The organism is Streptomyces sp. NBC_00775 (assembly GCF_036347135.1).
GTDB classification, from domain to species: Bacteria; Actinomycetota; Actinomycetes; order Streptomycetales; family Streptomycetaceae; genus Streptomyces; species Streptomyces lutosisoli.
Genome location: NZ_CP108938.1, coordinates 5,001,822 through 5,028,088, shown reverse-complemented (window position 1 = coordinate 5,028,088; position 26,267 = coordinate 5,001,822). Strand labels below are relative to the sequence as shown.

Sequence of the window (26,267 nt, the reverse complement as noted above, 5' to 3'; positions counted from 1 at the left end):
TCCACAAACGGCGCCGTAACCGTAGGCTCGCTGTACCACCGCAACGGCCACGTGTTCCCGTCCAGCGCCGGAATCCCGATGTACGCGACCGTACGACGCCCCGCGGCCCCGCCGAACCGCCCCCCGCCTGGGCCGCCTTCATCGCCCAGCCCGCCGCGGCGGCCACGCCGCGACGCCACCGCTGATCCCAGCGCCGAGCGCAACAAGCCCGATGGTCAGGGCGATCCAGTGGTGGGTCGCCAGGTCGAGGACCCCCTGGTCCAGGGCGCCTTCGGCCTGTGCCAGATCCGGGTGAGCGGGGTCGTAGACGACCGTCGTCGCCACCCGGCCCTCGGCGTCCCGGTGGCCGTCGGGGACGTAGAGGGAGCCGTCGATCGTCTCTTCCGGCTCGTCCACGGGGTCGCCGGAGGTGTCGTTGAAGTCGAGCCACACCGAGGACGTGTCGCAGGTCGTGTCGCGCACTCCGGAGGAGCAGGTGGTGGAAACGGTGGCGTGAGCCGTTGTGTGGCGCCCGTGCTCGCGCAGGTTCGCCAATTCCTGGTAGCTGCCGTGAAGTTGGCGAATCTGGATCGTCAGGATCAGAACGCCGAACAGTGCCACCGTGACCGCCGCCGCCGTCGGCCACCATCGGCTCAGCCTGCTCAGCACACTCTCTACCGGACGACTCTCCACCGGAATTCCTTCCTCAGGGCCGTTGCGTTTGCGTCGGCCCCGCGGCGGCACCGTAATCGATGCCGTCCCCGGTCATCACGGCGGGGCGGGGCAGTCACAGCCCCCACAGTCCCTTCCCCAAAGCCGTCAGCCCGCCCGTCAGCGCCAGCAACAGCACCAGCCACCGGGCCTGTTTCTCCGGCACCCGTCCCGCGAGCACCCTTCCGATCCCGGCGCCCACCGCCATCCCCGTCACCACGAGGGCCCAGCGCGAAGCGCCGAGGTGGGGCACCCCGTTCGCGGCCACCGAGAACGCGTTGACCACGACCCCGTAGAACTGCGCGTTCGGCACGAACTCCCGTACCGTCCAGCCGGCGTTGAGCGCGTACAAGGACACCGGTGGTCCGCCCACCCCCGCGGCGGAGTTCATGAATCCGCCCGCAGCCCCCGCGGCCACCGCGCCCTTGGTCCCGCGCAGGGCCGGTACCCGTGCGCCGCGCATCACGAGCGCCACGGCGACGGTCACCAGGGCGCCCATGAACACTAGGAGCGCGGGCTCCGGCAGCCGTCGTGCCAGCCAGGCCCCCGCCGGGACCGTGCACGCCGCCGCCACGCACAGCGGCACCATCGCGCGGGGCCGTACCCTCCGCCATCCGCCCGCGAGCCCCACGACGCTGATCGCCCCGGCGGCACAGTTGGCGAGCACGACGCCGTCGGCCGACCCGAGCAGCAGCACCAGCGCGGGTACGGCGACGAGCGCGAACCCCATCCCGGTGAGCCACTGCACACAGGACCCCACCAGCACGATGCCGCACAGCGTCAACTCTCCTGTCACGGAGGGATCTTGCCCCGCGGATCGCCGCGCACGCAGGCCGGCCCGGCCAGCCACCGGGCGCACCCCGGAGCGTAATCCCGTGTCACTCCCCGTGAGTTGGACGGGAGTTGGATCAGCCCTGCACGTCCCCTGGGCAGCCCCTAACCCGCGCGCCGCGAGGCTGGAGTCGCTCCCACCGCAGCGGAGCAGCCCCCACTCGCACCGGAGACTTCGTGAAGCCCCAGATACGCAAGCGTGCCGTGATCGTCGCCGCCTCCGCCCTCGTCGTCACCAGCGTGGGCGTCGGCGTCAGCCAGGCCGGTCCGGAGTACAAGGACACGCGGCCCACCAAGGCGCGGATCGCCGCGCTCTTCGACGGCTGGAACGCCGCGCTGCGGACCGGTGACCCGGAGAAGGTGGCCGACCGCTACGCCTCCGACGCCGTGCTCCTGCCCACCGTGTCGAACCGGATCCGGACCGACCACGCGGAGATCGTCGACTACTTCGAGCACTTCCTGGCGAACAAGCCGGTCGGCAAGAAGATCGAGACGATCGTCAACGTCCTCGACAAGAACTCTGCCATCGACACCGGCCTGTACGAGTTCACGCTCACCGACCCGGACACCGGCGCCCAGCGCGTCGTCGAGGCCCGCTACACGTACGAGTACGAGAAGCGCGGCGGCGAGTGGCTGATCGTCAACCACCACTCCTCGATGATGCCCGAAGGCTGATCGCCACGCACAGCCCGCCCCCGGGAGCGTCCTTGAGGGTCACGGTCCCGCCGTCGTCGGTCACCAGCTGCTTGACGATGGCGAGGCCGAGCCCGGACCCGGAGCGCCCGGTCAGGCCCTGACCGCGCCAGAAGCGGTCGAAGGCGCGGGACTTCTCCGCGTCCGACATGCCGGGGCCCTGGTCGAGGACCGACAGCACGACCTCGTCGGAGCGGGCCTGCACCCGCACGGTGATCGTCGATCCGTCCGGGGAGACCTCCAGGGCGTTCGACAGGACGTTGTCCAGCACCTGGTCGAGGTGACCGGGGCTGGCCAGCACGAGCGACCGGTCGCCGGGTTCCCCCTCCCGCGCGATGGTGACACCGCGCTCCTCGGCGGCCGGTCTCCACACCGCCAGCCGGTCCTCCACCAGCTCTGGCAGCGACAGCGCCTCCGTCGCGGACACCTTCGCCTCGGCCCGCGCGAGGACCAGCAGGCCGTTCACGAGGCGGCTCATCCGGACCACTTCGGCCGTCGCCTGCTCGACGTCCTCGCGGACGAAGTCGTCCTCGACGCCGTCCGCGATGTTGTCCAGCGACAGCCGCAACGCCGTGAGGGGCGTACGGAGTTGGTGCGAGGCGTCGGCGACGAAGATCCGCTGGGAGGCGACGAGGATGTCGAGGCGTTCCGCGCCGGAGTTGAGGGTGCGGGCCAGTTGCTGGGTCTCCGGGGGGCCGGTGACGGGTGAGCGGGCGGTGAGGTCGCCGTCGCCGAAGCGGGTCGCCATGTCGTTCAACTGGCGCAGGGGGCGGGTGAGCCGGCGTGCCACGAGCGCGCCGAGGCCCGCCGCCACAGCGAGTACGCCCACGGCCAGCACCGCGCGGAAACCCCAGATCCGCCAGAGCCGTGACGTCAAGTCCGAGGTGGGGTAGGTGACTTGTACGGCCCCCACAGTCCGGCCGTCCCGCTTCGCCGGAGCCGTCACCTTCAGCTCGCCGCCGCCCCAGTGCGCCGTGGTCCGCCCGGCCGCCGGCGCTTGGGAGGCCGGGAGCACGTGCACCGCGCCGGGGGTCTCGGCCGCGTACGCCACGGACATCCGCGTCAGGGCCGCCCGCGACGCCGCGTCCCCGTCCGCCAGCAGCAGCGCCATGGTCCGGGCCTCCCGCCGTACGGACTCCTCGGTGTCCCCGCGCAGCTGCGCGGTCAGGGTGAAGGCCACCGGCACGGTGAAGGCGGTCAGCGCGACGGCGACGAGAAGGACGTAACTGACGATCAGTTGCCGGATCATCCCGAGGACCCGCCGCCCGGCTCGTCGATGTCCAGGCGGAAGCCGACTCCCCGTACCGCCTCGATGGTGAGCGCCCCCGCCAGCTTCCGCCGCAGCGCCGCCACATGGACGTCCAGCGTCTTCGTCGGCCCGAACCAGTTCGCGTCCCAGACCGCTTCCATGATCTGCTCGCGCGACATCAGCGCCCCCGGCTCCTCGGTGAGGAACGCGAGCAGGTCGTACTCCTTGGGCGCGAGGGCCACTTCCTCGCCGTCCAGTCGTACGCGGGCGGCCTTGCGGTCGATGGTGAGGCGGGAGCCGTAGCGGTCGGGGCCGGCGGTCGCGGGGGCGGGCGGCTGTACGCGGCGCATCACCGCTCTTATCCGCGCGATGACCTCGCGTACGCCGAAGGGCTTGGAGACGTAGTCGTCCGCGCCGATCTCCAGGCCGACCACCCGGTCCGTCTCGTCGCTGCGCGCGCTGATCACGATGATCGGGATCCCGCCGCGCGCCCGCAGCGCCTTGCAGACGTCGAGGCCGTCGGTGTCGGGCAGGCCGAGGTCGAGCAGGACGACGTCGTACGGGCCCTCGTGTGCCAGCGCCGCGCCTCCCGTGGTCACCCACTCGACCTCGAAGCCGTAGCGCAGCAGTCCGCGCCGGAGCGATTCGGCGACCGGCTCGTCGTCTTCCACCAGGAGTACGCGCACAGGCGAACCCTAGTGCTTGAAAATTAAGTCACGTCTGTCTCGCCCGACGCTTCTCCCCCTGGCGTTCCCCCTGACCTCCCGTGTGACACAGGGCACTTTCCGGAGTGGCGGGACGGGGCGCGGGCAGGTGCCGTCCCGGAGCGGCCGGAGGACCCGGTTGGCCTGACATCCCGAGTGATCACGTCGTGAGCGGGACATCTCACGATGCGATACCCCGAAAGGGAATTCCGGCCGCTCGTTAGACTGAGCCGACCGCAGTTGTGCGGTGCAGAGACGGACTGAGCGAGGAGCGCACGTGGGCCTTGTCGTGCAGAAGTACGGAGGTTCCTCCGTAGCCGATGCCGAGGGCATCAAGCGCGTCGCCAAGCGGATCGTGGAAGCGAAGAAGAACGGCCACCAGGTGGTCGTGGTCGTTTCCGCGATGGGCGACACGACGGACGAGCTGATCGATCTCGCCGAGAAGGTGTCTCCGATGCCTTCCGGGCGGGAATTCGACATGCTGCTGACCGCCGGAGAGCGGATCTCCATGGCACTGCTGGCCATGGCGATCAAAAACCTGGGCCACAGCGCCCAGTCGTTCACCGGCAGCCAGGCAGGCGTCATCACCGACTCGGTCCACAACAAAGCCCGGATCATCGACGTCACCCCGGGCCGTATCCGCACCGCGCTGGACGAGGGCAACATCGCCATCGTCGCCGGGTTCCAGGGCGTCAGCCAGGACAAGAAGGACATCACCACCCTCGGCCGCGGCGGCTCGGACACCACCGCCGTCGCGCTCGCCGCGGCGCTGGACGCCGAGGTGTGCGAGATCTACACCGATGTGGACGGCGTGTTCACCGCCGACCCGCGGGTGGTGAAGAAGGCGAAGAAGATCGACTGGATCGCCTTCGAGGACATGCTGGAGCTCGCCGCGTCCGGCTCCAAGGTGCTGCTCCACCGCTGTGTGGAGTACGCCCGCCGCTACAACATCCCGATCCATGTGCGCTCGTCCTTCTCCGGACTCCAGGGCACCTGGGTCAGCAGCGAACCACTCGTTCAGAAGACACAGCAGCAAGGGGACCAGAAGGTGGAGCAGGCCATCATCTCCGGTGTCGCTCACGACACCTCCGAGGCCAAGATCACGGTCGTCGGCGTCCCGGACAAGCCGGGCGAGGCCGCTGTCATCTTCCGCGCCGTCGCCGACGCCGAGATCAACATCGACATGATCGTGCAGAACGTGTCCGCCGCGTCCACCGGCCTGACGGACATCTCCTTCACCCTCCCCAAGACCGAGGGCCGCAAGGCCATCGACGCCTTGGAGAAGGCCAAGGCCGGCATCGGCTTCGAGTCGCTGCGCTACGACGACCAGATCGGCAAGATCTCCCTCGTCGGCGCCGGCATGAAGACGAACCCGGGTGTCACGGCCGGGTTCTTCGAGGCGCTCAGCGACGCCGGGGTCAACATCGAGCTGATCTCGACCTCCGAGATCCGTATCTCGGTCGTCACCCGCGCCGACGACGTGAACGAGGCCGTGCGCGCCGTGCACACCGCCTTCGGCCTCGACTCCGACAGCGACGAAGCCGTCGTCTACGGAGGCACGGGCCGCTGATGGCTCCCACCGGGTCTCGGACCGGGCGCCCGACGCTCGCGGTCGTGGGAGCGACCGGGGCCGTCGGCACGGTCATGCTCCAGATCCTGTCCCAGCACGCGGACATCTGGGGCGAGATCCGTCTGATCGCCTCCCCGCGCTCGGCCGGCCGCAAGCTGGCCGTGCGCGGCGAGGAGGTCGAGGTGGTGGCCCTGTCGGAGGAGGCCTTCGACGGGGTCCACGTCGCGATGTTCGACGTACCGGACGAGGTGTCGGCGCAGTGGGCGCCCATCGCCGCCGCCAAGGGCGCGGTCGTCGTCGACAACTCCGGCGCCTTCCGGATGGACCCGGACGTGCCCCTGGTCGTCCCCGAGGTCAATCCGCACGCCGCGCGCGTGCGCCCGCGCGGGATCATCTCCAACCCGAACTGCACGACCCTCTCCATGATCGTGGCCCTGGGCGCGCTGCACGCCGAGTTCGGGCTGCGCGAGCTGGTCGTGTCCAGCTACCAGGCGGTCAGCGGCGCGGGCCGCGCGGGCGTCGACACCCTGCGCCGCCAGATGACGCTCGTCGCCGGTACGGAACTGGGGACCAGCCCCGGTGACGTACGACGGGCCGTGGGCGACCAGACGGGGCCGTTCCCGGAGCCGGTGGCGCTGAACGTGGTGCCGTGGGCCGGGTCCCTCGCCGAGGACGGCTGGTCCTCGGAGGAGATGAAGGTACGCAACGAGTCCCGCAAGATCCTCGGGCTGCCGAAGCTGAAGGTCGCCGTGACGTGCGTACGCGTCCCCGTCGTCACCACGCACTCCCTGACCGTCCACGCCCGCTTCCAGGACGAGGTCACCGTCGCCAAGGCGCGGGAGATCCTCGCCACCGCCCCCGGGGTCGTGCTGTTCGACAACCCCGCCGCCGGTGAGTTCCCCACACCCGCCGACGTGGTGGGCACCGACCCGACCTGGGTGGGCCGGGTGCGCCGCTCTCTCGACGATTCGACCGCTCTCGAACTGTTTGTGTGCGGCGACAACCTGCGCAAGGGTGCTGCATTGAACACCGCGCAGATCGCCGAGTTGGTGGCGGCGGAGATCATCGGGGCGTAGGTTCGGCGTTCAGGACGTGCGAGGGTTCCGCAGGTTCTGCGCTGCGGATGTCCGGCAGCCGGAATCTCGGTGGCCGTCGAGGGATTCGTTTGTAGAATCTGTGTGACTTCTGTGGCTGGAGTAATGGTCCGGACCACTTGAAACGAACCCGCTCAACGTTCGAAGATTTCCCTCCCCGTCCTCCGCAACCGTGCGGAGGGCGGGGAGCGTCTTTGCGGTCGCCATTCAGGGGCGTCCGAGCGGTATGGCATATGGGTCATAGGGGATGAGCTGGTACGCATGAGGGCATTTGACGCACAGTCAAACGGGGTGCCTGACGCAAAAGCGATGCCTGATGCGTACAACCCTCTCGGGGGGACGCGTGTCCAACAGGCGTGGCAGAGGTACTCGAATTCACCGCGGTCCAGACGAGGGGCACAGCCCTACGTCCACCCCGCCGACTCCGCAGCCCCGGCGCGCCCGGCGGCATGCCGGTGATCGCGCCGATGCCCGCAGCGCGGCCGGCCCGCATACCGAACCAGCGCGACGGCGCTGAGGACAGCCTGGCGGCGGGTACCACCGTCGACCATCTGACCGAGACCTACCGCGCCCACTACCGGTCGCTCCTGGGTCTCGCGGCGCTCCTTCTCGACGACACCGCCTCCTGCGAGGACGTCGTCCAGGAGGCCTTCATCCGGGTGCACTCGGCGCGCAAACGCGTCCGCGACCCCGAGAAGACGCTGGCGTATCTGCGCCAGACCGTCGTGAACCTCTCGCGCTCCGCCCTGCGCCGGCGCATCCTCGGCCTCAAGCTCCTCTCGAAGCCGATGCCCGACATGGCGAGCGCCGAGGAAGGCGCGTACGACCAGTTGGAGCGCGACGCGCTGATCAAGGCCATGAAGGGACTCCAGCGCCGCCAGCGCGAGGTCCTGGTCCTGCGCTACTTCGCGGACATGACCGAGGCCCAGGTCGCCGAGACGCTCGGCGTCTCGCTGGGATCGGTGAAGGCGTACGGCTCGCGCGGCATCGCGGCGCTCCGTATCGCCATGGAGGCCCCGGCATGAGCGAGCGACGTGGCACCCACGACCGACACGAGCCCTATGAGTGGCACGAGCCGATGCACCGGCGCGCGCCCCACGAAGACGAGCACGAGCTGCATGCTGGGAACGGAACTGTGAACCACGGCCCCGACGGACACGGCCCCCATACCCCGGGCCCGGACGCACTGGGCCCCGAAGGGCTCGGCTCGGACGAGCTGGCACTGCGGCGGCTGCTGCACCAGGCCGTCGACGAGATCGAACCCACTGACGGCACCCTGGAGCACCTGCGCCGCGCGGTTCCGGCCAGACGGGCCCGCAAGCGCCAGGCCGTGGTCGGCATGGCCGCCGCCGCGCTCTTCATCGGCACGGCCGTCCCGGCTCTGGTGCACGTCTCGAACTCCACCGGTTCGAACGCCGACCCGTCCATCGCCGCCAACAGCTCGCAGGCGCAGGGCGGCGCGGGCTCGAACAAGGGCACGGACGGCGGCGACGGGAAGGTCGCGGGCGGCTCCTCCGGGACGTCCCAGGACAAGGGCACGGACGGCCAGAAGGGCACGCCGGACAAGGGCAAGAGCACCAGCGGCGGGGCCACCGCGGGCGGAGCGAATCCGACGGCCTCGTCCGTGACCGCGACGGCCTGTACGTCGACGCAGCTCGGCGGGGCCACCGGCACCGTCGCCGCCCCGGACTCCACCGGCGCGGTCTACGGCTCCTTCACCGTCTCGAACGTGTCCACGGCCGCCTGTACGGTCACCGGCGCGGGCACCGTGACCGCGACCGCGGCGGGTGCCGCGGACGCCGCCAAGATCGGTGTGGCGACCCATGTGTCGGGCGACGCGGCCACCGGGCTGCCGGACCCCTCCACGGAGGTCACCTCCCTGGTGCTCCAGCCGGGCGCCTCGTACGTGGTGAAGTTCGCCTGGGTTCCCTCGGAGACCTGTCCGACCACTTCGGAGCCCTCACCGGACCCGTCCCCGACGGAGACCACCGACACCGGCACCACCACCGACACCGCGGGCAGCAGCGGCACCTCAACCCAGCTCGTCACGGAGGACGGCGTGGCCGACGGCAGCGTCGTCGTCTCCAGCACGGCGGCGACGGGCTCGGCCACGGCGGCACAGACCGTGTCCAACGCGTGCGCGGGCACGGTGTATCACACGGGGATCCTGGCGTCGTCCTGAGCGTAGGCGCTCCGCTGGGCTGTGCGGTGCGGTGCGTCGTTGGGGGCGGGGCCGTGCCGGTACGTCCAGCCCGTCGCCGGTGGGCATTACTGCTTGCTGCCACAGCATGAACTTGCCCATAACCCCGTATGCGACGGGCTGGACGTACCGGCACGGCCCCTTCGGTGCGTCGCCGACCGCGGGTGCGGCGTCGTACCGGGTGGGGGTGGGTGGGGCCGTCGTGCGTCGCCGGGTGCGGGTGCGTGTCGGCTGGGCGGTGGGCGGCGGTGATGCGTCTACGTCGTGGGCGACGATGACGCGGGGGCGTTCTCGCCCTTGGTCCGCGACTCGGCCGGCTCCTCGGACTCGGCCGGGGCCAGGCCGAGTGCCGTGTCCCGTGCGAACTCCACCTCGCGGCGCAGCAGCCGGAACCACATGAAGACGACGAAGCCCGCGAAGACGAACCACTCGCCGGTGTAGCCGAGGTTCTGGAACGCCTTCAGGTCCAGGCCGGTGTTCTGCGCGGCGGTCGCGGGTACGGCCTTCATCCCGCTGTCGGCCTTTTCGAGGGTGATCCACGCGTCGTACGGCTTGTACGGCACGAGGTTCACCAGTGACGCCGAGCTGATCGCGCCGGTCTGCCCCTCGGGAAGACCGCCGGCCGCACTGACGCCGTTCGCCCCCGGGCTCTCGGACGCCTGGAGCGCACCCGTCACCGTGACCTCGCCGGTGGGCGCGGCCGGCGCCTTCGCCGAGTCCGCGTCACCGGGCAGCCAGCCCCGGACGACGGGCAGTGCCTGGCCGCTGTCGACCCGCAGCAGCGTCAGCACATAGAACCCGCGCTTGCCGTCCAGCTCGCGGTCGGGCACGAGCAGCTGCTTGCCGTACCGGCCGGTCGCGGTGGCCTGCTTGCCGGAGGTGTTCGTGTCCACGGGCAGCAGCTCGGCGAGCGGACGGGCCGCCTCCGTCTTGGCCGCCATGGCCTGCTTGTCCGCCGCCCGGTGGTCCTGCACCCGGTCCTCGAACCGTCCCAGCTGCCATGACCCCATGAAGATGCAGAAGGGGATGGCCAACAGCACGAAGACGTTGATCCCCCACCAGCGGGGCGTCAGCAGGAACCGGTACACGCCTTCCAAGGTACGGGGCTCGTGCGCGCGGCCGGGCCGCGGGGTCAGTACCGCTCGGTCAGGTGATCCCGGCCCGCCGGGGGCTCGTACGGCTCCGGCCAGAAGTCCGTCACCGTGGCGATGCGCCCCTGCTCGTCCGCCGTGAAGAACGTGATCGCGTGCATCTCCTCCAGGCCCACGGTGAAGTGGGTCCAGGTGACGGCCTGGCCGGGCTCGGCTATGACCCGCTCGATCCTGACGTGCCAGTCGCCCGGATACTCGCGGTTGAACTCGACGTACTTCTCCCTGCCGCTGATGCGCTCGCGCGTCTGCGGCAGGGAGTAGACGACGCCGTCGGCCAGCGTGTCCGCGAACGCGGTCCAGTCCCGGGCGTCGGCGGTGGCCCAGTAGCTCTCGACTGTCCTGCACAGATCGGTCATGCGGAAGAGTCTGCACCCGGCCACTGACAATCGCCTCTGACCTGCACAAACACCCTGAAGTCGATGTCAGGCCTTGCTCGCCTTCAGCGAGTACATGAGCGGGATGCGCGGCCGGTCCGCCGGGAAGCGGTGGTACCCGTCACGCACCTCGAACGAGCCGAACCGCGGGAACAGCGAGACGTCGTGCTCGTGCAGGAACTCGATGCGCAGTCCCGCGGCGGCGAGCGCGGAGACCACCTCGCCGAGCGGGTGCTGCCACTCCACGCTGCGGTTGTTGGTGGTGGTGGCGTCCAGATCGGCGTACGTGCCCGACAGCTCGTTGATCCAGGCGTCCCGGGTGAAGTAGTCGTTGATGATCCGCGAGCCGGTCTCGTCGTCGAGGATGTCGGTGAGCGGATGGAACTCGGCGAGATAGAGGAAGCCGCCGGGGGACAGGAGCGCGGTGACGGTCTCGGCCCAGCGCCGGAGGTCGGGCAGCCAGCACAGCGCGCCCACGCCCGTATAGACGATGTCGTACGACGTGTCCGGTACGGCTTCCCGTGCGTCGTACACGTCGGCGGCGACGAAGGCCGCGCGGTCGGCGGTGAAGCCCAGCTCGGCGGCGAGATCGCGGGCCACGTCGACGGCCGGTTCGGAGAAGTCGAGGCCGACGACGCGGGAGGCTCCGTGCCGTGCCCACGACAGGGTGTCGACGCCTATATGGCACTGCAGATGGAGAAGGGACCGTCCTGTCACGTCCCCGACCTCCGCGCGTTCGAAGTCGCGCAGGGCGTCCTTGCCCGCGCGGAAGGCGTCGAGGTCGTAGAAGTCGCTGGCGACGTGCAGAGGGACGCGTTCATCCCAGTGAGCGCGGTTGGCCTCGTGCCAGTCGGCGGGTGTCGGTGAGTACATGGGCGCGAAGTTATCCACAGGCTGGGGACCTCGCCAGCGAATTGTCGGGCGGGCCAGGCACTATGGGGCCATGACTGAGAGCAACAGGTCCATCGAGCAGCAGCAGGCTGTCATGCCCGACTGGGAGAAGCGCTTCCGCGCGCCGCGGGTGTCGCTGCCTGACTGGGCGGAGGACGCCCCGCACCGCTCCCTGTTCGTCTCGAACGCGACAGGGACGTACGAGCTGTACGCGTGGGACCGCGCGACGGGCGAGCAGCGCCAGGTCACACACCGGGCGAACGGCACGACGGACGGGGTGCTCTCGCCCGACGGCGCGTGGATCTGGTGGTTCGACGACAAGGACGGCGACGAGTTCGGCATCTGGCGCCGCCAGCGATTCTCCGGGGAGGCGGAGAGGAAGGGGGACGGGGACAGCGCCGACGAGCCGGCGGTCGCCGGTCTCGAACCCTCCTACCCCTCCGGGCTGGCCATCGGACGTGACGGGCGTACGGCGGTGGTGGGCCGCTCGACGGACGACGACGGCTCGACGATCCATGTGGCCCGGACCGGCGAGGCCCCCGTGGAGATCTACCGGCACCGGGAGTCGGCCGGGGTCGGCGACCTCTCGCACGACGGCTCGCTGATCGCGATCGAGCACACCGAGCACGGCGACGCGATGCACTCGGCGCTGCGGGTGCTGCGCCTGGACGGTTCGACGGTCGCGGAGCTCGACGACTCCAAGGGCGGCACGGTCGAGCTGGGCCTGGAGGTGCTGGGCTTCGCCCCGGTCGACGGGGACACCCGGCTGCTCATCGGGCACCAGCGACGCGGCCGCTGGGAGCCGCTGGTGTGGGACGTCGTGTCGGGCGAGGAGACGGACCTGGCGCTGGACCTGCCGGGTGACGTGGCGGCCGAGTGGTATCCCGACGGTTCGGCCCTCCTCATCGCCCACAGCTTCGAGGCCCGCAGCGACCTGTGGCGCTACGACATCGCGTCCCGCGAGCTGGTCAAGGTGGAGACACCGCCCGGCACGGTGTCCGGGGCGACGGCCCGCCCGGACGGCACGGTGGAGTACCTGTGGTCGTCGGCCGCCGAGCCGTCCGCGGTCCGCTCGACGACCGGCGAGATCGTCCTCGATCCCCCCGGCCTGAAGTCCCCGGGCTCGGTTCCCGTGGAGGACGTCTGGGTCGAGGGCCCGGGCGGCCGCATCCACGCCCTGGTCCAGAAGCCGGCGGGCGCGACGACTCCCCTCCCCACCGTCTTCGACATCCACGGCGGCCCGACCTGGCACGACAGCGACTCGTTCGCGGCGGGCCCGGCGGCCTGGGTGGACCACGGCTACGCGGTGGTCCGGGTCAACTACCGGGGCTCGACGGGGTACGGCCGTGAGTGGACGGACGCGCTCAAGCACCGCGTCGGCCTGATCGAGCTGGAGGACATCGCGGCGGTCCGTGAATGGGCGGTGACGTCCGGGCTGGCCGACCCCGACCGGCTGATCCTCACCGGCGGTTCCTGGGGCGGTTACCTCACGCTTCTCGGCCTGGGTACGCAGCCCGACGCGTGGACCCTTGGTATCGCCGCCGTTCCGGTCGCCGACTACGTCACGGCGTACCACGACGAGATGGAGGCCCTGAAGGCGATGGACCGTACGCTCCTCGGCGGCACCCCGGAGGAGGTCCCCGAGCGCTTCTCGGCGTCGTCCCCTCTCACCTACGTCGACGCGGTCAAGTCTCCCGTCTACATCTCGGCGGGTGTCAACGACCCCCGTTGCCCCATCCGCCAGATCGACAACTACGTCGACCGCCTCACCGCCCGCGACGCCGTCCACGAGGTCTATCGCTACGACGCGGGCCACGGTTCCCTCGTCGTCGACGAACGCATCAAGCAGGTCCGCCTGGAACTCGACTTCGCCAACAGGCACCTACAGCTGTGACCAGGCCTTAGGGGCGCGGGGAACTGCGCGAGCAACCCCCACCCACCCGCAGCCGACGAACCACCCCGTCTTTAAGGGGCGCGGGGAACTGCGCAATCTTTTGGCGGGGGTCTGGGGGCGCAGCCCCCAGGTATGGGATGGGACGGGTAGGGGCGGCGGGGGCGAAAACCGCCCACCCGCACCCTACGTTCCGGCCCGCTCCCGAGGCCGTCGTCCCAACAGCTCCGCCAGCCCCCGCCGGGTCGCCGCCAGCACCACCCGGTCCTCGGCGCGAAGCACATACGTGGAGGGAAGGGACCACACCAGCCCCGAGGCCCGCTCGGCGGACACCGGGCCGGAGGCCTGGCGTTGGGTGTCGAGGGCGAGCACCCGCCACGCCCCCGCCCGAAACGCCTCACCCACCGTGCGCCCCTCCAACTGCGCATGCCCACCCACATCCACGGCAGCGAAGAGCAGCACCCGTCGCTCCACAGGAATCGCCCCGAGAATCTGCCGCCCCATCATGGCCCCGGCAAACGCGGGCGCGGTCAGATGCGACACACTCCGACTCCGGGTGAGCGCATCGGGATACGCGGCACGCAGGGTGCGGTACACGGCGGTCGCGAAGTCGTCGTCGTACAACCGCAGCACCACCCGCAGATCGGGCCGCACGGTCCGCGCGTACAACGCGGCCTCCAGATTCATGGTGTCCGCGCTGGTCAACGCCAGCAGCGCATGCGCCCGATGAATCTTGGCGGCCTCCAGCACGCCCTCCTGCGTCACATCCCCCAGCACCACCGGCACCCGAAGCCGCCGCGCCAGCGCCAGCCCCCGTGCCTCAGGATCGGCCTCGACGCACACCACGGGAATGTGCAGCTCCCGCAGCCGCGCCAGCACCCGCGTGCCGATCTTGCCGACCCCGAGCAGCACCACATGCCCGGACAGCCCACGCGGCGGCTTCCGCAACGCGGACCCGCTGCGGAACGTACCGAGCGCCTCCAGCACGGCGGCCAGCAGCACGGGCAGCAGCAGCAACCCGACCAGCCCGGAGAAGAGCTGGAGGATCTGCCGCCCGAGGGGCTGCCCGATGGCGGGGTCGTTGATGGCGAAGAGATCGAGCAGCGTCAGATAGGTCGCGTGCAGCGGGGTCTCCCTGGTGACCATCATCGACGCGACGGCGAGGCCGACCACACACCCCACCAGCCCGGCGAACGACCACCGTAGCCGCCGCGACAGCAACGACCCGAACGGCATGATGCTGCGCCCGGCGGACAGCGCGGGTCCTGAGTACGAGACGTTCTCCAGTACGACGGTCCCGCGCCCGGTGGCGGCGGCCACCGCCCTTTCGTCGGGCAGGAGTTGGGGTCCGTGCGCTCCACTGCTCTCGGACCCGTCGGCGCCGGCGGGATCGTTGGTCGTGGCGGACAGCAGCGCCAGCGTGCACAGCCCCGGATCGGCGACCTCCCCGGGACCGGGCGGCGGCCGCTCCACCGCGCGCAGCATCAGCCCGTCCGTCTGGACGACCTTGCTGGTGCCGGCCACGGCGGTCGCGGCCAGCGCGGGCGCGGCGGTGTCGGCGTCGGACAGCACGGTGGTGGACGCGTCGAACGCCTCGCCGTCACCGGCATCGTCGCTTCCCGCGGCACCGGCTCCCGCTACGGCACCCGCCGCGGCCAGCGCCGAGGCCTGGTCGAGGAGCGCCTCGATGTGCTGCCCGAGGCGCCGGTTGTAGAGCCGCAGGACCAGCCGGATCCGGGGGTTGAGCCGCCGGGCGGTGAGGGCGGCGCGGATGTTGGTCTCGTCGTCGTCGTACACGAGCGCCAGCGCGGCGGCCCGCTCGACGCCCGCATCGGCGAACACGGCCTCGGTGAGTTCGGCGGCCTCCAACACACGGTCGGAGCGCGGGGGTTCGGTCCGGGTGACTCCCGAGTCGCCGTTCCCGGAAGCCCGGTTCACCGCAGCGGACACCCGGTCGAACAAGGCCGTGGCCCGCGCCCGCCCCACCACCGGTGGGCGCACGCTCCGCTGGGCGGGCGGCACGACGAGGGTGACCTGCTCGCCGTACACTCCGCGCAGTTCGGCGGCCAGCCGGTGTGCCAGGGCGTCGTCCCCGGCCACCATCATGTGCGCGGCGGCGTCGGCGGACGCGCTCTGAGACGGAAGGTTCCCCGGGTTCCCCACGGGAGAGAAGACTGCCGTACTGGGACGGGTGGTTCCACAGGGGCGGGCCGGCCAGTGCCAAGTGCCCACGTACGGACACGAATCGCCGGGCGTCGGGCCCCAGGAATGCCTTACTCCCCGAACCGCTCCCGCACCTCGGCCCGTTCGGCCGGCCGCGCCGGATAGCCGGGCCCGAGCCGCGGCCGGGTGTCCTCCGCGGGCATCGCCTAAATAGGGGCGCGGGGAACTGCGCAGTCCTTTGGGCCCCCAGGGACGGTCAGAGGCTATGGCTACGCTCCCCGCATGTACCTGCACCAGATAGTCCTCGACGCCCATGACCCGCAGGCCCTGGCCCGGTTCTGGGCATCCCTGCTGGGCGGCACGGCGGTCGCGCGGGATCGCGGAGCGGTCCACGTCGGGGCGCCGGGGTTTCCTCAACTCGCCTTCCAGCCGGTATCGGAGGGCGGGGCGGGAGGGGACTGCCGCCCCTTCGAGATCGCGGTGGCGGACATCGAGGCCACCCGCGCTCGGGCCGGTGAGCTCGGCGCCGCCACCCTGCCCCTGCCGGCCGCTGAGGAGCAGGACTCGTTCCAGCCCATGCGGGACCCCGAGGGCAACGAGTTCCGCCTGGTCCTGGTGCCGTCCGCGCCGCCCGTGCCGCTCGCGCCGGCGGCGCTTCCTGGGGCGGTGGCCAAGGCCAGGGTGCTCTTCACCGACAGCCGTGGACGGATCCTGCTGGTGCGGTATCAGCCGAGGCGCGACGAACGGCACTGGGGGCTGCCCGGCGGCACCGTCGAGGCCGGGAGGGAGACACCCCGCCAGGCGGCCGTCCGCGAGATCCGGGAGGAGACCGGCCTGCGGTGTACTCCCGGACGGCTGCTGAGCGTGGACTGGGTGAACCGAAGGGAGGGCCGGCCCCGGATGGTGCATGTCTTCGACGGCGGGGCGCTGGAGGACGGGGACCTGGCGGAGGTCCGGCTTCAGGAGGCGGAGTTGGCGGAGTGGCGGATGTGCTCGCCGGAGGAGGCCGAGGCGCTGCTTCCTCCCGTGTCGTGGGGGCAACTGCGGCAGTCGCTCGCCGTGCTGGCGGCTGCCGGGACCGGTCCCGCGGAGCTCGTGGACGGGGTACCGGCGACCTCCTGAACGCAGGGCCGGTGCCTCGGCACGGACCCGGCAACGATGGTCGCCAGGAGAGTGCACCAGCGGAATGTTTCGTGGGTGGGAGTTGGTGGCGCTCGCCGGCCGCGGAGTCCGACGTAATTCCACCGAATGTCCGCCCCGTTGTTTCCCGCGGCGGGGCGGAACCCGATATCTCCGGTAAAACGCATGCCCCGTACACTGTCGGCGCCCCGAATGCGGAGGCCGGTCACTGCTGAACACCCAAAGGAAGCCAGATCCGCCATGTCACTCACCGGAAAGCACATCCTCTCCAGCGATCTCTTCGACAGGGACGAACTGGAGCGGCTCTTCGAACTGGCGGACGTGCTGACACCGGTGGCCCGGGGCCGGCAGGTGACCCGGATCCTCGAAGGCGCGGTGATGGCCAGTCTCTTCTTCGAGGCGAGCACCCGTACCAGGCTCAGCTGCGAGGCCGCGTTCATGCGCCTGGGCGGCGGGGTGACCACCACGACCGGCGCCGAGATCATGTCCATCGCCAAGGGCGAGTCGCTGGCCGACACCAGCCGTGTGGTCAGCGGATACTGCGACATCATCGTGATCAGGCACCCCGAGGAGGCCGCCGTTCACGAGTTCGCGGCGGCCACGAACATACCGGTGATCAACGGCGGCAACGGAGCCGGCGAGCACCCGACGCAGGCCCTGCTCGACATGTTCGCCCTGCACCGGGAGTTCACCCGTACCGGGGGCACCCTGGACGGCCGCCGGATCGCCCTGGTCGGCGACCTGCGGCACGGCCGTACGGTGCACTCGCTGATGCGGCTGGTCACCCTGTACGAGGACCTCACCATCGTCTGTGTCGCCCCCGAGCCCCTCGGGATGCCCGTCCACCTGCTGGAGCTGGCCGAGAGCCGGGGCCACACGGTCGAGTTGAGCGACCAGCCGGAGATCGGCCTCAAGGACGCCGACCTGGTGTACGCGACCCGCCTGCAGACCGAACGCTTCGCGGACCGGCCGATGCCGTACAGCGACGCCTTCCGCATCGACAAGGCACTGGTCAGCCGGGTGTGCCGGGAGGACGCGGTGATCATGCACCCCCTGCCGAGGGACGGCCGCCCGGGCTCCAACGACCTGGCGACGGACCTCAACGACGACCCCCGGCTCGCGGTCTTCCGGCAGACCGACGCCGGAATCCCGATGCGGATGGCCCTGTTCTCCTCGGTGCTCGGCGTGGCCGACGCCGTTCCCGACTCCCTGCGTCCGGCGGCCTGGTACCGCCCCGACTACACCGGCCCGGACGACGCCCCGTTCTACAAGAACATCGCCCCCTGACGTTTCACAGCACGCAAAGCCGTCCCCCCCCGGGGAACGGAATGAGCGCTGAGGAAAGGCGGGGGACCCTGCCGGGGATTTCTCCACGCATCAGATCTCGCATATCGGATTCCATGCATCGGATTTCACATATCGAATTCCACTTGTTTCCGCCGCGATGGTGAGCGCCTTCTTTCTCAAGCTGGTCTCCTTTCTCCGCATACCGTTCATGACGATTGACTGCCGGACGCCCGCGACCGCCTGTGCGGCCACGTATGCGGCGATGCTCTGCCGGTTTTCAGCCGATTCGGCCCGTTGGCGAATGAAGTCCGGAGCCGTCGGGGACGGGTCTTGCTGCCGCAGACCATCGACCGGAGGGTTCCCGCCCGTGCCCGCACTCATGGCCCGTATCCCGCAGGACCAGGCCGACGTCGCACGTCACCGCTTCCACGCCGACAGCTATCTGCCCCTGCCCGGGCTGCTCACCGCCGACGGCCTCGACGCGCTGCGCGAGGAGGCGCGGCGGCTGGAGAGGATCGCGCGGCGCCGCGACTTCACGATGGCGTGCATGGACGGCTCACCCCGGCACATGACGACGCTCGGCGGCCAGGTCATCGCCCGGGAATCGCGGTTGATTCCCGACCTGTACGCGGACCCCGTGCTGCTCGACCTGCTGGGCAGCCTCACCGGCGAACGGCCCGTCCCCGTCCCCGACACGCTCGAACGCCACGTACTCAACATCCTGCACCGCAAGGGCGACACCCACGGCGCCCACACCGACGACTACCCCTACGCACTCGTCCTGTTCCTCGAAGCACCGGAGACCCCGGCGGACGGCGGCCTCCTCGCCCACGCACCCAGGGCCGCCTCCCTCGGCGACCTGGATGCCGGGCAGGCGCGCGCGGCTCACCACCGACCCGGGGACGCCTATCTCCTGCGCAGCGACACCACCGCCCACCGCGTCACGCCGCTCACCCGCTCCGGCGTACGCCGTACCGTGCTCAACTTCGCCTACACGACGGGCTCCGTGACACCGCGCGCGACGCCGTCGGCCCGCGAACTGTACGCGTAGTGCCCAGACCGGGTGACGATCCTGCCCCGTGGGGCGCTCGTCTCCGCGTCGGTGGGGCCGAGTCCAGGATCGGCGCGAGAAGCTGCTCTGGAGCCACGGCTCGGACCGGCGTGGGGGACCCGCCCCGGCGGTCCCGCGCGAAGGAGCCTCCATGCCCCAGTCATCGCCCCAGTCATCGCCCCAGTCAGCGCCCCCGTCATCGTCGGACCCGAACCCGAACCCGAACCCGAACCCGCTCGACGACTCGTACCGCTTCGACGACCTGCGTGCCCTGATCATCAACTGCACGCTCAAGCCGTCGCCCCAGCAGAGTCACACCCAGGGGCTGATCGACAAGAGCCGGGCGATCATGGACGCGCGCGGGGTCGCCACGGACGTCGTACGCGCCGTCGACCACGACATCGCGCCGGGTGTCTACCCGGACATGACCGAGCACGGCTTCGCCACGGACGCCTGGCCGGCGCTGCACGAGCAGGTGATGGCCGCGGACATCCTGGTGCTGGCCGGCCCGATCTGGCTCGGCGACAACAGCTCGGTCATGAAGAAGGTCATCGAGCGGCTCTACGGCGGTTCGGGACTGCTCAACTCCCAGGGCCAGTACGCCTATTACGGCCGCGTCGGCGGCTGCCTGATCACCGGCAACGAAGACGGCGTGAAGCACTGCGCCATGAACATCCTCTACAGCCTCCAGCACCTCGGCTACACCATCCCACCGCAGGCCGACGCGGGCTGGATCGGCCCGGCGGGACCCGGACCCTCCTATCTCGACCCCGGTTCGGGCGGCCCGGAGAACGACTTCACCAACCGCAACACCACATTCATGGCCTGGAACCTCATGCACATGGCAGCCATGCTCAAGCGCGCCAACGGCATTCCGGCCCACGGCAACCAGCGCTCGGAGTGGGACGCCGGCTGCCGCCTCGACGCGCCCAACCCCGACTACCGCTGAAGCGGGCGCCGCGCGACGGGAGGCCGGTGGCCCGACTCGTCGGCGTACCTGGAAGCGGATCGCGGGGCGTCGTCATCCGTGCCGTCAGCCGCCGGGCCGCAACCACCGGGCCGCGCAGCCGGAGAACGGCTGCGCGGCCCGGACTCACCGCTGCGGCGTGAACTCCCGGCCCGGACCCGGGTGTGTCAGGCGGTGGCGTCGTCGTAGGCCAGGTCGCCGCCCAGTTCGCGGGATGCCTGGGCCTGGGCGAGGAGTTCCCTGGCCTTGGCCTCGACACCTTCGATGGCGTCGGCGCCGGCGACGAAACGCAGCGGCGGCTCGGCCTGGCCGGCGATGGTCAGCAGGGCCTTGGCGAGCTTGACGGGATCGCCGGACTGCCGGCCGCTCATGCTCTTCCACGCCGCGACGGTGGCCGTGGTGCGCTCGGCGTAGTCCTCGATGGTCGGCTCGGGCCAGGTGGTGGAGGCGTCCACGAGCAGCTCGGTGCGGAAGAAGCCCGGTTCTACGACCGTGGTGCGAATGCCGTACGGCTCGACGTCGTAGCGCAGCGACTCCATCCACCCCTCCACGCCGAACTTGGAGGCGGCGTACGCGACGCAGAACTCCTGGCCGATCAGACCGGCGGACGAGGAGAGCGTGATGATGTGGCCGGCGCGCTGCTTGCGCAGGATGGGCAGGACGGCGCGGGTGACGTTCATGGGGCCGAAGAGGTTGGTCTCGATCTGCCGGCGCATCTGCGCGGGCGTGATCTCCTCGAAGTAGCCGGCGAAGAAATTGCCCGCGTTGTTGATCAGGACGTCGATGCGGCCGAAGCGGTCGACGGCGGCCTGCGCGGCGGCCTCGGCGTCCTCAAGGCTCGTGACGTCCAGCTTGGTGACCAGCAGATCGTCCTGCGGTCCGCCGAGGGTCTTCTCGACCTCTTCGGGGCGGCGGCCGGTGGCGACGACCTGGTGGCCGGCGGCGAGGGCTTCGCGGGCGATGTCCGTGCCCAGACCGCGTCCGGCACCGGTGACGAGAATGACCTTGCTCATGAGATGTTCCTTTGTAGATGCTTTCGGGTGTTGCGAGGCGTTTGTGTGGTTCGGTGGTGCTCTTCAGGTGCTCTTCAGGTGCTGCTGGGCGACGGGTGCCGTCAGGCCTGGTCGGTCGGCATGATCCACAGCTCGCCGACGGAGGCGTGGCGGGGCCGGGTGACCATGTAGGCGACGCCGTCGGCGATGTCGTCGGGGGCGAGGACCTCGGTCTGCTCGTAGAAGGCGCCGATCGCTTCGCGGATCTCGGGCTTGTGGTCGTTGTGCGAGCCCAGCTCGGTGTCCACGCCGCCCGGCTCCAGGACACCGACGCGCACGTGCCGCCGCGTGACCTCCTGGCGCAGGGACTCGGTGAAGCCGTTCACGCCGAACTTGGTGAGGTTGTAGACGCCGTAGCCGTTCCAGGCGACGCGGCCGGCGATCGAGCTGATGTTGACGATGTCGGCGACCCGGCGCGGACCGTCTTCGGCGGCCTTGAGCAGGTGTGGCAGGGCGGCGCGGGTGGTGTAGAGCAGGCCCTGGACGTTGACGGCGATCATGCGCTCCCATTCGTCGACGTCCGCGCCGGCGACGGGGCCCAGGAGCATCAGGCCGGCGTTGTTGACGAGGGTGTCCAGTCGTCCGAAGTGCTCGACGGCCTGCTGTACGGCCGCTTCGGCCCGGGCACGGTCGGTGATGTCCGCCTCCACCGCCAGCGCGGTGCCGCCCGCCTTCTCGATCTCGGCGGCCAGGTCGGTCAGACGGTCCTTGCGGCGGGCCACGAGGGCGACGGAGGCGCCGTTCTCGGCGAGCCGGCGGGCGGTGGCGGCGCCGATACCGCTGCTCGCGCCGGTGACGAGAGCGACGGTGCCGGTCAGGTTCGATGACATGGGGGGTGTCCTGTTCTTTGGTTCTCTGGATGCCGCACCATCAACAGAACCGCTTGTCATGGGAGCGTGGGAGTCCCTGATGAGGGGGTCCCTGAGAGGGACCCCCAGCCCTGCGGCAGCGCTCGTAGAGTGGGGCGCATGGCAGGCAGAAACGACCCTTACGGCACCAGCCGTGACCTTCGTGGTGATTTCCGCGCGGAGATCCGGGAATTCCTGGGCACGCGACGGGCCAGGGTCACCCCCGAGCAGGCCGGACTGCCCGTGTACGGCGGAGACCGCCGGAGGGTCACCGGGCTGCGCCGGGAGGAGGTAGCCCTGCTCGCGGGCATCTCCAGCGAGTACTACACCCGGCTGGAGCGCGGCAACGCCACCGGCGTCTCCGAGAGCGTCATCGACGGCATCGCGCAAGCGCTGCAACTCGACGAGGCCGAGCGGATCCATCTGCTCGACCTCCTGCGCGGCGCCGGCACGGCCCGCCCGCCACGCCGCCGGCCGGCCCAGCAGCGCGTCCGGCCCGCGGTGCGGCGCGTCCTCGACTCGATGACCGGCACGCCCGCGTTCGTACTCAGTGGACGCTTGGACATCCTGGCCGCCAACCCCCTCGGGCGCGCGCTGTTCTCCCCGGTCTACGCCGACCCGGTGAGGCCGCCGAACAACGCCCGGTTCGTCTTCCTCGCCCCGCACGCGACCGAGTTCTTCCGCGACTGGGACGAGGTCGCGGGCGACACCGTCGCCATGCTGCGCGCCGAAGCCGGCCGCGGCCCCTACGACCGGCGGCTGACGGACCTGATAGGGGAGCTGTCCACCCGCAGCGAGGACTTCCGTCGCCGCTGGGCCGCCCACAACGTCCGGATCCACACCACGGGCCTGAAGCGCCTCCACCACCCGGTCGTCGGCGACCTCGACCTGCCGTTCGAGACCTTCCCGCTCGGAGCGGACCCCAGCCAGTTCCTCCTCGCCTACACCGCCGAGCCCGCGTCACGTGCGCAGGACGCCCTGAACCTGCTGGCCAGCTGGGCCGCGACCAACGACGGCATCGACGAGTACGCGTCGGCCGACGACTCCGAACCGGCCGAGTCGGCCGAAACCCCCGACTGACCGCCGAAGCACCGCACACCGACGTGCCGTCCGGCGCCGAAGGCCCTTTACCGGCGGCGTCAAGTGGGTGATGCTGACCCGGCGTTGGAGGGTGATCGACACGGAGGGGCCGGTCGGTCGGGAGGGAGAGGCCGCCGTGGTGCGCGTAGAGCTGCTCGGACCGATTCAGGTGTACGCCGATGATGCGACGCCGGTCGAAGTCGGTGGCGTCCGGCTGCGGATGCTCCTTGCCAGGCTCGCCCTCGAAGAGGGCCGCACGGTGCCGGTCGACTCGCTCGTCGACGGCCTGTGGGGAGAGGAGCCGCCCGCCGACGGGGCCAACGCGCTGCAGGCGCTGGTGTCCCGGCTGCGCAGGGCGCTGCGCGGGTCCGCGGCGGTGGAGTCCGCGTCCGGCGGCTACCGGCTCTCGGTGCGGGCCGAGGACGTGGACGTTCACCGCTTCGAGGATCTGACCGCCCGGGGCAGGCGGGAACTGGCGGCCGGGCGGGCCGGCGAGGCGGCCTCGCTGCTCGCGACGGCGCTCGGGCTGTGGCGCGGCGCGGCGCTCGCCGATGTCCTCGACGCCCCGTTCGCCGGGCCCGTCGCGACCCGGCTGGACGATCTGCGGACCGCGGCGGCCGAGGACCGCTGCGATGCCGAGCTGCGGCTCGGGCGGTACGGAGAGGTGCTGGCCGACCTCGAAGCGGCCGGTGCCGAGCGGCCGTTGAGCGAGCGGGTCGCCGGGCTGCGGATGCGGGCGCTGTCCGCGGCCGGACGGCAGTCCGACGCCCTCGCGGTGTACGAGGCGATACGGGAGCGGCTCGGCGACGAACTCGGCGTCGATCCGTCGGCCGGGCTGCGGGAGATCCATCTGGCCCTGCTGCGAGGCGAGTTGGAGACGCCCGCCGAGCGGGCCGAGGCCGCCCCGAGCCGCCTCCCGGCCCGGCTCACCAGCTTCGTCGGCCGTGACAGTGAACTGACGCGGCTTGCCGGGCAGTTGGCCCACAGCAGGCTCGTCACCATTGTCGGCCCCGGGGGCGCGGGCAAGACCCGGCTCTCCTTCGAAGCGGCCACCCGGGACCGCGCCCACGCGCGCGGCCGGGTCTGGTTCGTGCCGCTCGCCGGCGTGAGCGCACCGGACCAGCTGGCCGACGCGGTACTCGGCGCCCTCAGCTCCACCGACGGCCGCCTCTACGACGCGGGCCAGGGGCAGCGGGCCACCCCGGTCGAGCGCATGGCCGGGCTCTTCGGCAGCGGCGACGCCCTGCTCCTGCTCGACAACTGCGAGCACCTCGTCGAGGCGGCTGCCGAACTCACCGCCGAACTCCTCGACGAGCTCCCGGAGTTGCGGATCCTCGCCACCAGCCGCGAGGCCCTCGCCATCACCGGTGAGTCCCTGTGTCACCTCGGCCCCCTCGACGTACCGATGGGATCACCGGAGCCCGCCGAGGCCGCGCAGTCGCCCGCCGTCCGCCTCTTCGTCGACCGGGCCGCCGGAGTCCGGCCGGACTTCACGCTCGACGACGTGACCCTCGACGCCGTGGTCGAGGTCTGCCGGCGGCTCGACGGGATGCCGCTCGCCCTCGAACTGGCCGCGGCGAAGCTCCGCTCGATGAGCGTCGAGCAGATCGCGCGCCGCCTCGACGACCGCTTCCGCCTCCTCGCCTCGGGCAGCCGCACCGCCCTGCCCCGCCAGCGCACCCTGCTCGCGCTCGTCGAGTGGAGCTGGGACCTGCTCGACGAACCCGAGCGGATCCTCGCCCGCAGACTGTCGGTGTTCCCTGGCGGCGCGACCGTCGCCGCGCTCGAAGAGGTCTGCGCGGACCCGTCGCTCCCGGTCGCCGACATCCCGTACCTCCTGGACGCCCTGGTCGAGAAATCGCTGGTCCACACCGTCGACGAAGGGGCGGGCGAGCCGCGCTACCGGATGCTGGAGACGGTCCGCGCGTACGCGGCGCGGCGGCTCGCCGACGCCGAGACCGAGTCCGGGGACGCCGTCACCAGGCGCTACGCCGCCTACTTCCTGGCCCTCGCGGAAGAACACGAACCCCGCCTTCGTACCGGCGAACAACTGCGTGCGATCGAGGTCTTCGACGCCGAACACGACAACCTCGTCCTCGCGCTGCGCTCGCTCGTCGACGCCCCGGACGGGAACCTGGCCGCACGCTTCGCCAGGGCGATGTTCTGGTACTGGGGGATCAGGGGGATGAGCACCCAGCTCGACACCTATGCCGTACGGCCAGGGGGCGGCGAACGTCCGGCCGCCGAGGGCGAGTCGGCGACGGCACGTGAGTTCCACCCGGCCACACTGCTCCTGCGGATGTCCCAAGTCTCCTTCCCCACCGGCCAGTCAGACCCGGGCGGAACCGCGGACCAGGGAGACCCCCTCGACTCACCCGACCCCTGGGTGCGGGCCAGCGCCCACCTGGCACGGGACTTCGCCCTCACCGAACAGGGCGACCTGGTCACCGGCGCCGAGTCCCGGAGGGAGGCCCTGCGCGGCTTCGAGGAGGTGGGCGACCGCTGGGGGCTCGTGATGAGCCTGTTCCCGATCGGCCGCGACCACTCCCTGCGCGGCGAGTACCCGCAGGCCATCGCCACCTTCGAACGGACCGTGGCACTCAGTTCCGAACTCGGCACCGAGGACTACCTCTACCTCAGCAAGGCCCGACTCGCCCGCGAACGCCGGCGCAGCGGCGACCTGGCAGGCGCCTTCCGCGATCTGCACGCCGCACACCGGCAGGCCCGCGAGCGCGGACAGCTGCGCCTGGAGGCCAACATCCTCGTGGGCCTGGCCAATGTCCACCGCAGGGCCGGTGACCTGGCGCAGTCCGACGCGACCCTCGACCGTCTTGAGGCGCTGAGCGCCCGGCGCCCCTCCCTCAGAGAACTGGCCCGCGACCTGATCGTCAGCACCCGCATCGAGAACCGTCTCGCCGAGGGGGACGCCGTGCGGGCCAGGGCCCTGCTGCCCGAAGCGGCCGGCGCCCTGTTCGGCCAGGGAGCGGGCGCCGCGCTCGCCTGGGTGGCCGAACTGCTCGGCGGACTACGGACATGGGAGGGCGCCCCCGAAGACGGCGCCAGGTCGCTCGGCATGAGCCAGGTGATGCGCGGCGCCTTCGACTGGGGCGAGCCGGAGTGGTGCGAGCTGGTCGACCGCATCGTGGCGACGCTGGGCGAGGAGGGCTTCAAGAAGGCGTACGAGGAGGGGGCCGCGTACTCCCGCGAGGACGCGCTGCGCTGGCTGGAGGCAGAGACCTTGCGGGCGGTGCCGCGATTCTGACGACGGCGCGCGGTCATGCGGACAGGCAGCCGGGCGGGGTCCGCACCACCCCTGTAGGTGCGGACCCCGCCCGGCCGTG

The 26,267-nt window shown here is 71.1% G+C and carries 23 protein-coding genes; 12 read left to right on the top strand and 11 right to left on the bottom strand.

All coding sequences use genetic code 11. The features are described 5' to 3' along the window. Nucleotides 1-138: 138 nt before the first annotated feature. Entirely contained in the window at nucleotides 139-672 is a 534-nt protein-coding gene (locus OIC96_RS22425; RefSeq protein WP_330306117.1) for a DUF3592 domain-containing protein, read from the bottom strand. Nucleotides 673-766: 94 nt separating this feature from the next. Next, nucleotides 767-1,486, bottom strand: a complete 720-nt coding sequence (locus OIC96_RS22420) for a sulfite exporter TauE/SafE family protein (RefSeq protein WP_330306118.1) — start codon at nucleotides 1,484-1,486, stop codon at nucleotides 767-769. 212 nt (nucleotides 1,487-1,698) lie between these two features. On the opposite strand from OIC96_RS22420, the gene OIC96_RS22415 reads away from it, so the two are divergent. Next, the gene (locus OIC96_RS22415; protein ID WP_330306119.1) at nucleotides 1,699-2,196 is read left to right on the top strand and encodes an SgcJ/EcaC family oxidoreductase; all 498 of its coding nucleotides are present in this window, start codon (nucleotides 1,699-1,701) and stop codon (nucleotides 2,194-2,196) included. Here the strand turns inward: OIC96_RS22415 and OIC96_RS22410 are convergent. Together OIC96_RS22410 and OIC96_RS22405 are read right to left on the bottom strand one after the other, a co-directional pair. Then, nucleotides 2,162-3,463, bottom strand: coding sequence for a sensor histidine kinase (locus OIC96_RS22410; protein WP_330306120.1), 1,302 nt, complete (start codon nucleotides 3,461-3,463; stop codon nucleotides 2,162-2,164). The two genes, OIC96_RS22415 and OIC96_RS22410, sit on opposite strands and share 35 nt — an antisense overlap. Continuing rightward, nucleotides 3,460-4,149 (bottom strand): response regulator transcription factor, encoded by a 690-nt coding sequence (locus OIC96_RS22405; RefSeq protein ID WP_330306121.1) that lies wholly within the window; start codon nucleotides 4,147-4,149, stop codon nucleotides 3,460-3,462. Before OIC96_RS22405 ends, OIC96_RS22410 begins: the two co-directional genes overlap by 4 nt. Before the next feature lie 295 nt (nucleotides 4,150-4,444). Here OIC96_RS22405 and OIC96_RS22400 point away from each other — a divergent pair, with 295 nt between their 5' ends. The 4 genes from OIC96_RS22400 to OIC96_RS22385 all read left to right on the top strand — a co-directional run bounded on the left by OIC96_RS22400 (nucleotide 4,445) and on the right by OIC96_RS22385 (nucleotide 9,013). After that, complete coding sequence (locus OIC96_RS22400) at nucleotides 4,445-5,737, top strand: aspartate kinase (protein WP_327430413.1); 1,293 nt, start codon at nucleotides 4,445-4,447, stop codon at nucleotides 5,735-5,737. Then, nucleotides 5,737-6,813, top strand: coding sequence for an aspartate-semialdehyde dehydrogenase (locus OIC96_RS22395; RefSeq protein WP_330306122.1), 1,077 nt, complete (start codon nucleotides 5,737-5,739; stop codon nucleotides 6,811-6,813). The genes OIC96_RS22400 and OIC96_RS22395 overlap by 1 nt, the downstream gene beginning before the upstream one ends. A 467-nt stretch (nucleotides 6,814-7,280) precedes the next feature. After that, nucleotides 7,281-7,856: a SigE family RNA polymerase sigma factor gene (locus OIC96_RS22390; RefSeq protein WP_330310217.1), complete on the top strand. Its 576-nt coding sequence runs from the start codon at nucleotides 7,281-7,283 to the stop codon at nucleotides 7,854-7,856. Then, a complete protein-coding gene (locus OIC96_RS22385) occupies nucleotides 7,853-9,013 on the top strand; it encodes a hypothetical protein (RefSeq protein ID WP_330306123.1) in 1,161 nt (386 codons plus the stop codon). The genes OIC96_RS22390 and OIC96_RS22385 overlap by 4 nt, the downstream gene beginning before the upstream one ends. A gap of 275 nt (nucleotides 9,014-9,288) precedes the next feature. Here OIC96_RS22385 and OIC96_RS22380 read toward each other — a convergent pair whose 3' ends face one another. From OIC96_RS22380 to OIC96_RS22370, 3 genes are all read right to left on the bottom strand, one after another. Next, a complete protein-coding gene (locus OIC96_RS22380) occupies nucleotides 9,289-10,119 on the bottom strand; it encodes an SURF1 family protein (protein ID WP_330306124.1) in 831 nt (276 codons plus the stop codon). 44 nt (nucleotides 10,120-10,163) lie between these two features. After that, the gene (locus OIC96_RS22375) at nucleotides 10,164-10,538 is read right to left on the bottom strand and encodes a nuclear transport factor 2 family protein (RefSeq protein WP_330306125.1); all 375 of its coding nucleotides are present in this window, start codon (nucleotides 10,536-10,538) and stop codon (nucleotides 10,164-10,166) included. A gap of 66 nt (nucleotides 10,539-10,604) precedes the next feature. Then, on the bottom strand, nucleotides 10,605-11,429 hold the full coding sequence (locus tag OIC96_RS22370; RefSeq protein WP_330306126.1) for a class I SAM-dependent methyltransferase: 825 nt from the start codon (nucleotides 11,427-11,429) through the stop codon (nucleotides 10,605-10,607). 70 nt (nucleotides 11,430-11,499) lie between these two features. Between OIC96_RS22370 and OIC96_RS22365 the strand changes: the two genes are divergently transcribed. Then, on the top strand, nucleotides 11,500-13,341 hold the full coding sequence (locus OIC96_RS22365) for a S9 family peptidase (protein WP_330306127.1): 1,842 nt from the start codon (nucleotides 11,500-11,502) through the stop codon (nucleotides 13,339-13,341). Between the two features lie 183 nt (nucleotides 13,342-13,524). Here the strand turns inward: OIC96_RS22365 and OIC96_RS22360 are convergent, their stop codons facing one another. After that, nucleotides 13,525-15,444 carry an NAD-binding protein gene (locus OIC96_RS22360; protein ID WP_330310218.1) on the bottom strand — a complete coding sequence of 640 codons (1,920 nt, stop codon included), beginning with the start codon at nucleotides 15,442-15,444 and terminating at the stop codon, nucleotides 13,525-13,527. Between the two features lie 339 nt (nucleotides 15,445-15,783). On the opposite strand from OIC96_RS22360, the gene OIC96_RS22355 reads away from it, so the two are divergent. Together OIC96_RS22355 and pyrB are read left to right on the top strand one after the other, a co-directional pair. Beyond that, entirely contained in the window at nucleotides 15,784-16,623 is an 840-nt protein-coding gene (locus OIC96_RS22355; RefSeq protein ID WP_330306128.1) for an NUDIX domain-containing protein, read from the top strand. Nucleotides 16,624-16,881: 258 nt separating this feature from the next. After that, nucleotides 16,882-17,928: an aspartate carbamoyltransferase gene (gene pyrB, locus OIC96_RS22350; RefSeq protein WP_330306129.1), complete on the top strand. Its 1,047-nt coding sequence runs from the start codon at nucleotides 16,882-16,884 to the stop codon at nucleotides 17,926-17,928. A 90-nt stretch (nucleotides 17,929-18,018) separates the two neighbouring features. On the opposite strand, the gene OIC96_RS22345 is transcribed toward pyrB, so the two are convergent. Further along, nucleotides 18,019-18,309 carry a hypothetical protein gene (locus OIC96_RS22345; RefSeq protein ID WP_330306130.1) on the bottom strand — a complete coding sequence of 97 codons (291 nt, stop codon included), beginning with the start codon at nucleotides 18,307-18,309 and terminating at the stop codon, nucleotides 18,019-18,021. Here OIC96_RS22345 and OIC96_RS22340 point away from each other — a divergent pair. Continuing rightward, entirely contained in the window at nucleotides 18,296-18,979 is a 684-nt protein-coding gene (locus tag OIC96_RS22340) for a HalD/BesD family halogenase (protein WP_330306131.1), read from the top strand. The genes OIC96_RS22345 and OIC96_RS22340 overlap by 14 nt on opposite strands. 151 nt (nucleotides 18,980-19,130) lie before the next feature. After that, nucleotides 19,131-19,928, top strand: coding sequence for a flavodoxin family protein (locus OIC96_RS22335; protein ID WP_330306132.1), 798 nt, complete (start codon nucleotides 19,131-19,133; stop codon nucleotides 19,926-19,928). Nucleotides 19,929-20,113: 185 nt separating this feature from the next. On the opposite strand, the gene OIC96_RS22330 is transcribed toward OIC96_RS22335, so the two are convergent. Together OIC96_RS22330 and OIC96_RS22325 are read right to left on the bottom strand one after the other, a co-directional pair. After that, the gene (locus tag OIC96_RS22330) at nucleotides 20,114-20,959 is read right to left on the bottom strand and encodes an SDR family oxidoreductase (RefSeq protein ID WP_330306133.1); all 846 of its coding nucleotides are present in this window, start codon (nucleotides 20,957-20,959) and stop codon (nucleotides 20,114-20,116) included. 101 nt (nucleotides 20,960-21,060) lie between these two features. Further along, nucleotides 21,061-21,828 carry an SDR family NAD(P)-dependent oxidoreductase gene (locus tag OIC96_RS22325; protein ID WP_330306134.1) on the bottom strand — a complete coding sequence of 256 codons (768 nt, stop codon included), beginning with the start codon at nucleotides 21,826-21,828 and terminating at the stop codon, nucleotides 21,061-21,063. A 138-nt stretch (nucleotides 21,829-21,966) separates the two neighbouring features. Between OIC96_RS22325 and OIC96_RS22320 the strand changes: the two genes are divergently transcribed. Both OIC96_RS22320 and OIC96_RS22315 read left to right on the top strand, forming a co-directional pair. After that, nucleotides 21,967-22,926, top strand: coding sequence for a helix-turn-helix domain-containing protein (locus tag OIC96_RS22320; RefSeq protein WP_330306135.1), 960 nt, complete (start codon nucleotides 21,967-21,969; stop codon nucleotides 22,924-22,926). A 136-nt stretch (nucleotides 22,927-23,062) separates the two neighbouring features. Further along, complete coding sequence (locus OIC96_RS22315; protein WP_330306136.1) at nucleotides 23,063-26,188, top strand: BTAD domain-containing putative transcriptional regulator; 3,126 nt, start codon at nucleotides 23,063-23,065, stop codon at nucleotides 26,186-26,188. The last annotated feature ends 79 nt before the right edge of the window (nucleotides 26,189-26,267 follow it).